Here is a 12,757-nt window from a genome sequence, read left to right as displayed (position 1 = left end):
GGGGCCGGCAAAACGGAACGGTGCATTCACCCGCCTGTGCGACGATGCGCCCGTGAACGCACCCTCCAGCCCTTCCGCCGGCGCGACCCCCACGGAGCCGGCCCCCAAGTCCCCCGGACTCACGGCGGAGTTCAAGGACGCCGTGACGTTCCGGGCCTTCGGCCTGGTCCTCGGCGGCCTGCTGGTCCAACTGGCCTTCATCCTCTCGTACGTCGGCGCCTTCCACTCCCCCGTCCCCCACCGCATCCCCGTGGCCGTCGTGGCCCCCCAGCAGGCGTCCGCGAAGATCGTCGCGCAGCTCAACGCGCTGGACGGCGACCCGGTGACGGCAACGGCGGCGGCCAGTGAGGCCGTTGCGCGCGAGTGGGTCATGACGCGGCGCACGGACGCGGCCTTCGTGTTCAACCCGAAGGGCACCGAGGACACCCTGCTCGTCGCCTCGGCGGGCGGCCCGTCGGTCTCCCAGACGGCCACTCAGATCGCCCAGAAGATCGAGGCCTCGGAGAAGCGCCGGATCACGGTGACGGACCTGCGCGCCCCCAACTCCGGCGACGGCCGCGGCATGACGTCCTTCTACCTGGTCCTCGGCTGGGTGATCGGCGGCTACCTCACCGCGACCATCATGGGCATGGCGTCCGGCTCCCGCCCGGCGAACCGTCCCCGCACCCTGATCCGGCTGGCGGTCCTGATCCCGTACGCGGTGGTGTCGGGCCTGGCCGGGGCGGTGATCGTGGGGCCGGTGTTCGACGCCCTGGGCGGCCACTTCTGGGCGCTGAGCGCCATCGGAACCCTGACCGTCCTGGCCTCGGCGACCACGGCACTGGCCCTGCAGACCCTGTTGGGCCTGCTCGGCACGGGTCTGGTCGTCCTCCTCTTCGTGGTCCTCGGCAACCCGAGCTCGGGCGGCGTCTACCCGGCCCCCCTCCTCCCCGCCTTCTGGAGCGCGATCGGCCAGGCCCTGCCGCCGGGCGCCGGCACCACCCTGGTCCGCAACACGGTGTACTTCTCGGGCCACGCGACGGCTTCGGCCCTTTGGGTGCTGGGCGCGTACGCGGTCGGGGGCGCCGTGCTGGCCTGGGGGGCGTCCTGGTGGCGGGAAGGACGGGGGGCTGCGGCGGGGGCGCAGCCGACGGTGACCGTCTGAGGGGCGGCACGGCTTTGGGCACGGGGTGCCGCGCATGACGGCATGCGCCGACACGCCGTCCGTCACCGGCACCGCGCGGCAGCGTCCCGCAGGCCCGTCCCCGGCGGTTCGGCGCGGACGCCTTCCCGTAGTCTCCAGGCGGCCCGGAGTCGAGTCGGATTGCGGCCGGGACGACGGCCGGCCCGTACAGGCCGTACGGGCGGTCAGTGCGGGCCGGGCTTATGTCGCCGTCGCCAGTGCCGGGCTCAGGGGCCTTGTCGGGTGGGCCCTTTTGAGGAACGGCTTTTCGATGGCGTAGTGCGACAGAAGGGCCATCAGCAGGGTCAGTACAGCCGTCGCCGCCAGTCGGCCCTCGTTGACGCCGAGGGAGGCGAGGAGGCGTACGACCGGGTAGTGCCAGAGATAGATGCCGTAGCTGAGGTTGCGGCCCACCCAGGACAGGGGGGTGAGGGCCAGCAGGCGGGACAGGCGGTCCTCGGGGCGCAGTTCGAGGGCTGTGACCAGGCCGGCGGAGAGGACGGCCACGGCGAGGAAGCCGATCGTGTACCACGCGGTCGTCCAGGCGCCGAGGTCCTCGGTGACCGGTACCTGCCAGGCCACCAGGCCCAGCAGGGCGAGGGCAGGCCAGGCGAGACGGGCTGACCAGGTGCGCAGGAGGGCCAGACGGGGGTCGTCGGCACGCAGGCGGGCCAGGGCCACGGCCACCAGGGCGCCCGCCAGGAGCTGGTCGGCGCGGGTGTCGGTGCCGTTGTAGATGCGGTGGGCCGCGTCCGGGTTCCACAGCACGCAGCGCCAGAGCAGCGGAAGCACGCACAGGGCCGCCGTGCACAGCAGGACCGTACGGGCCTTCAGGCGTCGCAGGAGCAGCAGCAGGACCAGCGGCCACAGCAGGTAGAACTGCTCCTCCACGCCCAGTGACCAGGTGTGCGCGAGCGGAGCGGTGAGCTCGGAGTAGGGGCCGGGTTCCATGGCCCGTACGACGTTGGTGAGGAAGGCGGCCGTGAGGCCGGCGGCCTGGAGGGAACCCCGGAAACCCCACAGGGTGGTCGTCGACGCGATCAGCACGCAGAACGCGCACACGGCCAGCATCGCGGGGACCAGTCGCAGCCATCGGCGGCGGTAGAAGGAGGTGAGGGAGATACCGCCGCGGCGCACGTACTCGGCGATCAGCAGCCGGGTGATGACGAAGCCGCTGATGGTGAAGAAGACGTCCACGGCGACCGCGCCGCCGGGCAGCAGGTCGGGCTCCACGTGGTGGACGACGACCAGCGCGACCGCGAGGGTGCGCAGTCCGTCCAGGCCGCTCACCCGTCCGGTGCGGGACACCGCGGACGGAAAGCCCCGGCTCGCACGGGGTGCGACCGGGGCGGGTGGTCTGCGGGCGCCTGCCTCCGGGTCCGCTCCTCCCTGTCCTTCCTGCTCCGTTTCCGCCGCGGCCGTCGAGTCCGGTGCCTTCGCCGTGAAAGAGATCTCTGCTCACCTGCCCGCTGAATCGAGTGATCCCGGTGCGCCTAACCGGAAATCACGCTCGCATGCGTCGCTGGGCGTCGGCTGTGCCGAATCACCGCTGGAGCACAGCGGGAACACAGGAGAACAGGGGCACCGGCCCCGGGCGGGTGGAGGAGCTAGGCCGCTTCCGGCCGCGGGAAGGTCTCGTCCTCGTCGTCCCCGAAGTCCGGGGCCTTGAAGGGGTTCGTGGTGGGGGGCGGCAGGGCCGCGGGGGTGTGCTGGGGCTGCCCCTCGGGGGCGGAGAACAGCGAGGTCAGATCGATGGGAGGGTCCTTTCTCCTACAGCTTGGTCATCTTCGAGTACGGGCTCAGGATCCGCATCTGCGACGAGCCGAAATCGACGAGCACCGCGATTCCGTCCTCGACGCCGATCACCCGGCCGAGTCCGTACATGTCGTGTGTGACCTGGTCGCCCACGGCGAAGTGCTTGGGAGCGGGTGCGACCGGTGCCTTGAAGGGGCTGGTGGGCAAGTGACGCTTCGGTGCAGCAGGCTTTGTCATCCTCCTCAGTATGCGCCTACGGCCGCCCGGCCCGCGCCGTCTGTCCAGGACCGATACGAACACGCAACGGGGCCGGAGGCCGCGGGACGCGTCGCGAAGATCGCCGTAGCGGGTCCGGCAAGGGGCACCGCCGGCGTCCCCCAGGGAGCCCGCTGATCAAGAGGCAGGTAAGAACCCGCTGGCCAGGGGCAACTTTCGGAGCGGGGGCGCGGTCCAACTCGCGGCCGGTCCCGATCAGGGGCCGGGGTCCTTCTGTCCCATGTGGGGGATGTCATGAGTTCTGTGTCCGTCGGGCGCGTGGTCGCGGGCGCGTTGGTTCTCGCCGGGCTGGGGAGCGGGGTCGCGGTGGCCGACGACGCGCCCGGTGACGGGCTGGAGATCCAGGCGCCGTACGAGCAGGCGGTCGTTCTCGCTCCCGGCGACGGCGGCGCGGCGCAGTACCGGTCGATGGCGCTCGGGCTCCAGCACTACAACAGCGACTACACCGTGACCGACGGGCGGCTGACCGTCGACGCCTCCGGGCTCGCCGGGGTCGCCGAGATCGCCTGGCCCGACAACTGCGCGCCCGACGCGGCCGGCACCGTCGCCGTCTGCGACACCGGTGACGTGCCGGTCCGCTACAGCCCGCAGGTGCAGCTGAGGCTGCGGGCCGCGGCCGGAGCCGCCGTGGGCGCGCAGGGCGCGATCGAGTACTCCGCCACGGCCACCGGCGGCCCCGCCGGCACGCTCACCGCCGAGAAGTACTCCGCGGAGACCTTCGTGACCGTCGGCTCCGGCCCCGACCTCGGCGTCAGCGCCCCGCAGGACGTCTCCCAGGTCACCCCCGGCACCGACCTCACCGTGCCGTTCTCCGTCACCAACACCGGCAACGAGACCGCGCACGGCTTCACCGTGCAGATGTGGGCGACGTACGGCCTCGACGTCACCACCCGCTACCCGCAGTGCACCTACACCGGCCCGGACGACGCCGACGCCCCGTACCCGTCGATGACGTACGTGACCTGCTCCTTCGGCACCGACGTGGCACCCGGCGCCAGCGTGGAGCTGCCCGAACCGCTGCGGCTCGCGGTCACCGGCCACGCGCTGCACGAGCGGTTCGACTACGACGTGGCGCCCGGCGGCGCGGCCACCGACCTGGACAGCTCGGACAACGGCCGCTCCTGGCACATCGACGCCGTCAACACCGCCGACTTCGCCGTGCACGGCACCGACCCGAGCGGCGCGCAGGGCGAGACCGTGGCGGCCGGGTTCCGCTTCGTCAACCGCGGGCCGGCCTGGGTCGCCGACGTCGCCTCGGGGGACCCGGTCCCCGCGATCGACTACTACCTCCCGCCGGGCACCACCGCCACCTCCGTGCCCGACACCTGCCGCACCGTCTCGTCCTCCGCCGGCGACCCGGCGGTCCCGCACTACGTCTGCACCCTGCCGACCTGGACCCGTCCCGACCTCAAGGTCGCCTTCCCGTTCCGGCTGCGCGTCGACCAGGTGATCCCGGACGCCGAGGGCCGGGTCGTGGTCCGTCCCTACGACGGCAGCGCCGCCTTCGCCTTCGACCCCGACACCCGGAACAACACGGCCGAGGTCGTCGTCAACCCGTCCGCCTGACGACGGCGGCCCCGGTGAGGGGGCGGGCTGGAGCCGGCCCCCTCATCCCCGTACGCTGCCCATCTCCGCCATGAACCCCGCGGGGTTGCTCTCGAAACCCCGGATCAGCGGCGCGAAGTGCCAGGCCCCGGAGGCGTCCCTGGTGAACTCGGCGATCGTGGCTGCCGTGGCGTCCGCGACGCCCGCGAAGTCGTCTTCCAGCAGATGCCGGTAGCCCTCGACGACGAGCACCCCCGCGTGGGAGAGGTCGGCGAAGGTGCGGGGGCCGCCGGTCTGGTGGATGGCGACACCGACCACCACCCGGCCGTAGGCGGACGACAGGCGCTCGAACTCCAGCTCCATCACCTCGACGTAGCCGAGGCCGAGGCCGGTCTCGCTGTGCCGGGTCATGTTGATGGTGCCGTCCGGTGAACGGCTCTCGGTGTGCACGACGTACGCGGGCCGCCCGTACGGGTCATCGGTCGCGTAGGTCGCGGCGACGATGTCGAGGTGCCGGGCCGGTTCGCCGTAGGGGCTCGGATCCCACTTGAGCCGTACCTGGACCTTGCCGAGTCCCGCACCACCGGCATGCATCGAACCGCTCCCCGTCGGAGTTCCCCGGGCCCCGTCTGCCGAGCCCGCTCGCCGAGCCCTTGCTGAGCCCACTTGCTGAAGTATGTGCTCCGGCCGGCTCCTTGATGCCTTCCTGACGGTTGTCTCCTGGTCACGTCTCGCCCAGGAAGCCGTCAGCCGGCCGCCGCTCCCGACCTGCGCCAGATGTCCGCCGTCTCCTCGGCGGCGCCGGGCGCCACGAGCAGCAACGGCTGGTTGTGGGAGGGCAGTTCGGGCAGGGCCACCGCTCCTGCCTCACGCGCGATCAGCAGTGCCGGGAGCCCGTCGACCGCGTGGAAGCCGCCGATGGCCGCCGCGGTGGCCCGGCCCGCCGCGACCTGCGCGAGGGAGAGCGCCGTCGACCCCATCACGCGCACCGTGCAGTGCCGGTCGGCGAGTTCGGCGAGGAGGGCGTCCATGCCGGGCCAATGGGCGTGCGCGGCCCACTCGGTGAGGAAGACATGGCCGGTGAGGGTGGTGTGGGCGGCCGCGTGCACCCGGGTGCCGTTCAGATACGCCCCGCGGCCCCGGACGGCGGTGAACGTCTCGCCCCGCCACGGGTCCGCCACCACGCCGAGCAGCGGGGTGCCGTCGGCGGCGGCCAGACCCAGCGAGAAGGAGCACCAGCCCAGCGAGTGGGCGTAGTTGGTGGTGCCGTCGACCGGGTCGACCACCCAGTGCGGGGCGCCTGGGGTGCCCTCCGTGGTGCCGTACTCCTCACCGACGATCCCGTGGTCGGGGAAGGTCCGCCGGAGCACCTCGCGGGTGCGGGTCTCCACCGCCTCGTCCGTGGCGGTCACGATGTCCGCGGGCCCGTCCTTCTCCCGCACCTCGGCACCCGGGTCGCGGGGGCGCCGGATCGTCTCCGCCGCCCAGGCCGCGAGGTGCGTCGCGACCTCCAGTGCCCGGTCGAGATCCACGTCAGCCATGCCGGCCACCCTACGGGCCCGGGACCCGGCGGCCGGCGACCTCCCGGTGAACCCCGGACGGACCCAGTCCTACGGGGAGGTCCCGCCCCTCAGGCCGTCTCCTCCCCGCTGCTCACCGACGGTTGCAGCGGCAGGGCCGTGCGCACCTCGAAGCCGCCCTCCGGGCGCGGTCCCGCCCGCAGTTCACCCCCGATGGAGTGGGCGCGTTCGCGCATGCCCATGACGCCGAAGCCCTTCGGGGGCACGACCGGTCCGGGGGCCGCGGTGGGCGGGCCCTCGTCGGTGACGGTGATGAGGAGACGGGAGCCGTCGTAGACGAAGCGGACGTGCGCGGTCTGGGTGGCCGCGTGCTTGGTGACGTTGGTGAGCGCCTCCTGCACGATCCGGAACGCGGTCAGGTCCACGCCCGGGGACAGGGGCTGCGGCTCGCCCTCCGTGGTGACGGTGACGGTGATCCCGGCGGAGGCGCACGAGGAGACCAGTTCGGGCAGCCGGGCCAGGCCCGGGGCCGGTTCCAGCGGGGCGCCCTCGTCGTCGGTCTGCCGCAGCAGGCCCAGGGTGGCCTTCAGTTCGCGCAGTGCGGAGGACGTGGTGCCGGTGAGGTCGTGCAGGATCTGCTGGGTCTGCCGGGGGTTGGCGAGCGCGAGGTGTTCGGCGGTGCCGGCCTGGGCGTTGGCGAGGGCCAGGTGGTGGGCGACGACGTCGTGCAGCTCCCGCGCGATCCGCATGCGTTCCTCGGTGACCCTGAGGCGCGCCTCCTCCTCCCGGGTGCGCTCGGCGTGGTCGGCGCGGGCCTGGGTGGCCTGGAGGTAGGCCCGCCGCAGCCGGGTCATGGTGCCGGCGGCGAGCGGGAACAGCAGCCAGAAGACCGGGCCGATGGTCCTCAGGAGCAGCGACACGTGGTCCATGGAGTCGGAGAAGGCCGCCGCGAGGGTCAGCACCAGCATGGTCGGCAGGCCGTAGGTGCGGAGGGTGGTCCGGTCGGTGAGGGTGGCCAGCCAGTACAGCGAGGCCATGACGGGGCCCAGCAGCAGGGGGGTGAGGAGGTACCCCTGGGCGATCACGATCGTGGCGCAGAGGGCGTTGACGACGACGGTCAGGCGGGGGTGGGTGCGGTGCAGGAGCAGGGCGAGGCAGGACACGCCCATGAGGACCACGGCCAGCCTGTCGTCGTCCGGCGGCGCGGCCCCGGGGAGGGTGAGCGAGGCGCCGAGGGACGCGGACCCCATCAACGCGAGGACCAGTGAGAGGTCGACGAGGAAGGGATGGCGCGCCGAGAACTCCTCCAGGCGGTGCGTGTAGCGCCGCTCCGGGCTGCTGGTCATCGTGCTCTCCGGTGGGTGGGCCTGGGCCCCATGGTGATCGAAGGGGGCCGCCCGTGTCGTGGTGGGGGATGGGAGTGCCACGGCTACGACCTCCTGCTCGGCGAACCCGAACCGGCCACGTGCGGCTCCGCTCGGCGGACTCGGACGGTACGTGCGGCTCCTACTCGGCGAACCCGGACGACTACGTGCGGCTCCTGCTCGGCGGCCTCACACCGGGTGCGTGCGGCTCCTGCTCGGCGGCCTCACACCGGGCGCGTGAGGCTTCGATCGGCGGCCTCACACCGGCCGCGTGAGGCTTCTGATCGGCGGACGCGAGTCGGCCCGCATGCGGCTCCTGGGCGGCGGGCGGGAGGCGGCCGCGTGCGGCCCTGCTCGGCGGGCGGGAGGCGGCCGCGTGCCGCTCCTGCTCGGGGGCGCGTGGCGGATCAGACGCGGGCCGCCGCCTGGTCGGGGGGCTCGCCCCGACCAGCCGGTGCCGCCAGCCGACCGACGAACAGGGACCAGACCAGCCCCCTGCCCCACCCGACCGGCGGGCGCCGCCCCATCAATCGGGTGCCGTCGCCCGGTCGAGGGGGCAGCCGGATCGGCCGCGTGCCGCCGGCCGACCGATGGACACGGCACGGACCAGACCCGCGCCATCTCTGGCTGGCGGGGGCGCCTCGACCAACAGCCCGCTGACTCCTGGCCGGCGAGCGCGGCCCGACCAACCGCCTGCCCACTACTGGCCGACGGCCGCGGCGCGAGCAATCGCGGGTCGCCACCCAGGCGACGGTTACAGCCCGCATCAGACCTGTGCCGACACCTGGCCGACAGGCCCCACCCCGTCCACCGCGAGCCGCCAGCCGGGCGACAGCCACGGGCCGGGTCAGACGTGAGCCGTTTCCTGGGTGGTGGGTGTGGGCTCGGGGGTGGTGGGGGGCCTCGTGAGGGCCTCGCCCTCGACGTCCACGTGGGGCAGGGTCCGGTCCAGCCACTTCGGCAGCCACCAGGCCCTGTCGCCGAGCAGGGCCAGCACGGCCGGTACGAGGGCCATGCGGACCACGAACGCGTCGAGCAGGACGGCCGTGGCCAGGCCGAACCCGATCATCTTGATCATGGAGTCGCTCTCGCCGATGAACCCGGCGAACACCGCGATCATGATCAGCGCGGCGGCCACGACCACCCGGGCGCTGTGCCGGAAGCCGGAGGTCACCGCCTGGGCGGGCGTCTCCCCGTGGACGTAGGACTCGCGCATCCGGGAGACCAGGAAGACCTCGTAGTCCATGGCGAGGCCGAAGACGATGCCGACCAGGAAGATCGGCATCAGGCTCATGATCGGGCCGGTGGTCTCCACGCCCAGCAGCGAGGCGCCGTGCCCCTGCTGGAAGACCACGACGACCGCGCCGAGGGAGGCCAGGACGGAGAGCAGGAAGCCGAGGGCCGCCTTCAGCGGGACGAGCAGGGACCGGAAGACCACCAGCAGCAGCACGACCGCGAGGCCCACCACGACGACCAGGTACGGCACCAGCGCGGACTGCACCTTCTCGGAGATGTCGATGTTCAGCGCGGTGGTGCCGGTGACCTCGAAGGTGGCGCCGGTCGCGGACTCGACGCCGGGGCGCTCGCCGCGGATCGTGGTGACCAGGTCCTTGGTCCTCTCGTCGGTCGGCGCGGTGGACGGCACGACCGAGAAGACGGCGGTGTCCCCGCTCGCGTTGAAGCGGGCCGGGGAGACGGACACGACCCCCTCGGTCGCGCCAATCTCGCGGGCTATCGTCGAGGCCGCACCCTTGGCGTCGTCGTCGCCCTTCGCGTCCACGACGACGGTCAGCGGGCCGTTGAAGCCCGGCCCGAAGCCCTCGGCGAGCGCGTCGTAGGCCCGGCGTTCGGTGGTGGAGGTCGGCTTGGCCTCGTCGCCGGGCATGCCCAGCTGGAGGGAGGTCATCGGCAGCGCGAGCGCGCCGAGGCCGACCACGCCGAGGATCAGCACGGGCAGCGGGCGGCGCAGGACGAACCGGGCCCAGCGGGTGCCGCCGTTGTCCTTGGTCTCCTCCTCGACGCGGCCGCTCCTGCGGGCCTTGCGCCTGAGGACCGCGTTGGGCCAGAACCCGAGGAAAGCGGGGACCAGGGTCAGCGCGACGAACACGGCCACGACGACCGCCCCGGCCGCGGCCAGGCCCATCTTGGTGAGCATCGGGATGCCGACCACCGAGAGCCCGGCGAGGGCGATGACGACGGTCAGACCGGCGAAGACGACCGCGGAGCCTGCCGTGCCGACGGCGAGGGACGTCGCCTCCTGGGGCGTCCGGCCGTTGGCGCGTTCCTCTCGGTAGCGGGAGACGACGAACAGGGCGTAGTCGATGCCGACGGCGAGGCCCAGCATCATCGCCAGGGTGCCGGTCGTGGTGGACAGTCCGAGCGCGTCGGACAGGGCGAGGATCGTGGCCATGCTGACGCCGACTCCGATGATCGCGGTCAGCAGCGGGAGTCCGGCGGCGGCCAGGGAGCCGAAGGTGACGAGCAGGACGACCGCGGCGATGGCGACACCGATGATCTCGGCCGCGCCGCCCGCGCCACCGCCGTCGTCCATGGCGGTGCCGCCGGCGTCGACGGTCAGTCCGCTGTCCCGGGCCCGGTCGAGGGCCTGCTCCAGGTGGTGTCTGCTCGCGTCGGTCAGGTCGTTGGAGGCGACGTCGTAGGTGACGGTGGCGTACGCCGTGGTGCCGTCCGCGCTCACCGCCTTCGCCTGGAACGGGTTCACGGCGGACGCCACCTGTGAGCCGTCGGCCAGGTCGGCGACGGTGTCCTCGACGGCCTTCCTGTTGCCGGCCGCGGTGACCTTCTCGCCCTTCGGCGCGACGAACACGACCCGCGCGGTGGCGCCGTCGGCCGTGGCGCCGGGGAAGCGCTCCTCCATGAGGTCGAACGCCTTCTGGGACTCGATGCCCGGCATCGAGAACCCCTCGTCGGCCGCGCCGGGCGCCTTCAGGGCGCCCAGTCCGACGGCGGCCAGGACGGCCGCCCAGACCAGGGCGACGTACCAGCGTCGCCGGAAGGCCAGGCGGCCCACGCGGTAAAGGAAAGTAGCCACGGCGGGGGATCTCCACATCTGGTGCCGAACGGTCCGTCCCAGGCTGTCGGGACGAGGGCGGCGATGTCGTCGTGCGCCTGCCGACAATCCCCCGTACTCGGAACGCAGTACGCGGCCCTGCCCGGGTAGGCCGCCGGGACGACGGCGAGGGGGCGGGAACCGGCGCGCGGGTTTTGCTGTGTTCTCTCTGTGAGACAACCAGTTCTTTGAGGCTTGACCAGCCCAAGGGGGAACAAGAGCAGTGAAGTTCAGACGACTCAGACTCACCGGAGCCGCGGTCGGCGCGCTCGCCGTGGCCTGGACCGCGTCCCCGGTCCCGGCGGCCGCGCAGGACACGACCGTGCCGACCCCGACCGTGCCGACCCTGACCTGGTCGGACTGCCAGGGCGGCTTCGAGTGCGCGAACGCCCAGGTGCCCCTGGACTACCGGGATCCGCAGGGCAGGACCATCACCCTGGCCGTCATACGCAAACCGGCGGCCGACCCCTCCCACCGCAAGGGCACGCTGTTCCTGCAGCCCGGCGGCCCCGGCAACTCCGGCGTGGACTTCGTCCGCAACAACCACGCGGACCTGCCGGCCGAACTCCGCGACGACTTCGACGTGTTCGGCTACGACGTGCGGGGCGTCGGCCGCAGCTCCCAGGTCGTGTGCTGGGACGACCCCACCTACAGCGGGGCCGTCACCGCCGCCAAGGGCGTGCCCGGCCCGGACGCCTACGAACCGGCCGTCCGGCAGGCCGCCGACTTCGACCAGGCCTGCCAGGACAACGCGGGCGACCTGCTGCCGTACGTCGGCACCCAGTACGTGGCCCGGGACATCGACCTGCTGCGCCAGGCGCTCGGCGAGCAGCAACTGACCTACTACGGGCGCTCGTTCGGCTCCTACATCGGTACGGTCTACGCCGCGATGTTCCCGCAGCGGGTCCGCGCCCTCGCGCTCGACGGGGCGTACGACCCGGAGAAGTACACGAACCGGCCCTACTCCTACGACCGGCCGCAGTACCTCGCCCTGGACGGGGCGATGGGCCGCTTCCTGGACTGGTGCCAGGCGAACCAGTCGACCTGCGGCTTCGGCGACGGCGACCCGCGGGGCGCGTTCGAGAAGCTGAAGGCCGACCTGGACGCCAACCCGGTACCGACGGCGAACGGCGGCCGGGCGAACGGTTACACCCTCGTCTACCGGCTGATGTTCAACATCAACGAGGGCAAGGTCATATGGCCCTCGTTCGGGGAGGCACTGCGCAAGGCGCAGCTGCGCGACAACACCTCGTTCCTGCTGCGGCCGCCGTCCCCGGCCAGCTTCGACTTCCTCAACCCGAACGTCGTGGTCGAGTGCGTCGACAAGAAGTACCCGTCCGACCCGGCCCTGCTGAAGCGCCAGGTCACCACCAACGCCCGGCTCGCCCCGCTGCTGGGCCCGGCCATGGCGTACGGCCCGCCCACCTACGACCACCAGCACGCCACGGCGTGCGTGCAGTGGAAGGGCGAGCACACCAGCCGCTACGGCGGCAGCTTCCACGCCAAGGGCTCCGCGCCGATCCTCGTCATCGGCAACACCGGTGACCCGGACACCCCGTACCAGGACGCGGTGGCCCTGTCCCGTCAGCTCGACAACGGCCGTCTGCTCACCTTCAGGGCGGAGGGGCACACCGCCTTCAACCGCAGTGCGTGCGCGACGGACGCGATCACGGACTACCTGGTGGACCTGAAGGTCCCGGCCCGCGGCACGACCTGCGCGGACGAGACCCAACCGCCCACATCCGAGCCCACGGTGGCGCCGCCCGGCACCACGCTCACGGAACTGCGCAACGGCGTGAGCGAGCGCGTCGACCACATCGGCTCGCTGCGGTAACAGGGTGCGGGCCCAGGTCTCGGGGAGGCCTGGGCCCCATGCCCCGGTGCGAAAACCGTCGGTCGATTCTCGTGGAAGTTTCGTGGATACCCCCCGGTAGATCACCCGGTGCACTCATTGCGGCCATAGCGGACTGATAGCTTCCGCGGCACCGGCCCGGGGGAGCGGCACGGCCGGTACCCCCACCCTTCTCCTTGAACGACCGGACGGATTCGTTGCGTACTTTCCGTG

Annotated in this window: 9 protein-coding genes; 3 read left to right on the top strand and 6 right to left on the bottom strand. The window is 72.5% G+C overall.

Annotation, left to right across the window (positions count from 1 at the left end; translation table 11 throughout):
• The first annotated feature begins 52 nt into the window (after positions 1-52).
• On the top strand, positions 53-1,144 hold the full coding sequence (locus tag M2163_RS26590; RefSeq protein ID WP_280850351.1) for a DUF3533 domain-containing protein: 1,092 nt from the start codon (positions 53-55) through the stop codon (positions 1,142-1,144).
• A 219-nt stretch (positions 1,145-1,363) separates the two neighbouring features.
• Here M2163_RS26590 and M2163_RS26585 read toward each other — a convergent pair whose 3' ends face one another.
• Together M2163_RS26585 and M2163_RS26580 are read right to left on the bottom strand one after the other, a co-directional pair.
• On the bottom strand, positions 1,364-2,470 hold the full coding sequence (locus M2163_RS26585; protein ID WP_280850352.1) for an acyltransferase: 1,107 nt from the start codon (positions 2,468-2,470) through the stop codon (positions 1,364-1,366).
• Positions 2,471-2,932: 462 nt separating this feature from the next.
• On the bottom strand, positions 2,933-3,154 hold the full coding sequence (locus M2163_RS26580) for a hypothetical protein (protein WP_037706913.1): 222 nt from the start codon (positions 3,152-3,154) through the stop codon (positions 2,933-2,935).
• Between the two features lie 273 nt (positions 3,155-3,427).
• Here M2163_RS26580 and M2163_RS26575 point away from each other — a divergent pair, with 273 nt between their 5' ends.
• A complete protein-coding gene (locus tag M2163_RS26575; RefSeq protein WP_280895225.1) occupies positions 3,428-4,759 on the top strand; it encodes a hypothetical protein in 1,332 nt (443 codons plus the stop codon).
• Positions 4,760-4,801: 42 nt separating this feature from the next.
• Here the strand turns inward: M2163_RS26575 and M2163_RS26570 are convergent, their stop codons facing one another.
• The 4 genes from M2163_RS26570 to M2163_RS26555 form a co-directional block, all read right to left on the bottom strand.
• On the bottom strand, positions 4,802-5,332 hold the full coding sequence (locus M2163_RS26570; RefSeq protein WP_280895224.1) for a TerD family protein: 531 nt from the start codon (positions 5,330-5,332) through the stop codon (positions 4,802-4,804).
• Between the two features lie 152 nt (positions 5,333-5,484).
• The gene (locus M2163_RS26565) at positions 5,485-6,279 is read right to left on the bottom strand and encodes an inositol monophosphatase family protein (protein ID WP_280895223.1); all 795 of its coding nucleotides are present in this window, start codon (positions 6,277-6,279) and stop codon (positions 5,485-5,487) included.
• An 89-nt stretch (positions 6,280-6,368) separates the two neighbouring features.
• Positions 6,369-7,604 carry a sensor histidine kinase gene (locus tag M2163_RS26560; protein ID WP_280850356.1) on the bottom strand — a complete coding sequence of 412 codons (1,236 nt, stop codon included), beginning with the start codon at positions 7,602-7,604 and terminating at the stop codon, positions 6,369-6,371.
• Positions 7,605-8,469: 865 nt separating this feature from the next.
• Positions 8,470-10,674: an MMPL family transporter gene (locus tag M2163_RS26555; RefSeq protein ID WP_280895222.1), complete on the bottom strand. Its 2,205-nt coding sequence runs from the start codon at positions 10,672-10,674 to the stop codon at positions 8,470-8,472.
• 241 nt (positions 10,675-10,915) lie between these two features.
• On the opposite strand from M2163_RS26555, the gene M2163_RS26550 reads away from it, so the two are divergent.
• Complete coding sequence (locus tag M2163_RS26550; RefSeq protein WP_280850358.1) at positions 10,916-12,526, top strand: alpha/beta hydrolase; 1,611 nt, start codon at positions 10,916-10,918, stop codon at positions 12,524-12,526.
• Positions 12,527-12,757: the final 231 nt, after the last annotated feature.

This window comes from Streptomyces sp. SAI-135, assembly GCF_029893805.1.
GTDB lineage: Bacteria > Actinomycetota > Actinomycetes > Streptomycetales > Streptomycetaceae > Streptomyces.
This window is presented reverse-complemented; position numbering and strand designations above follow the sequence as displayed.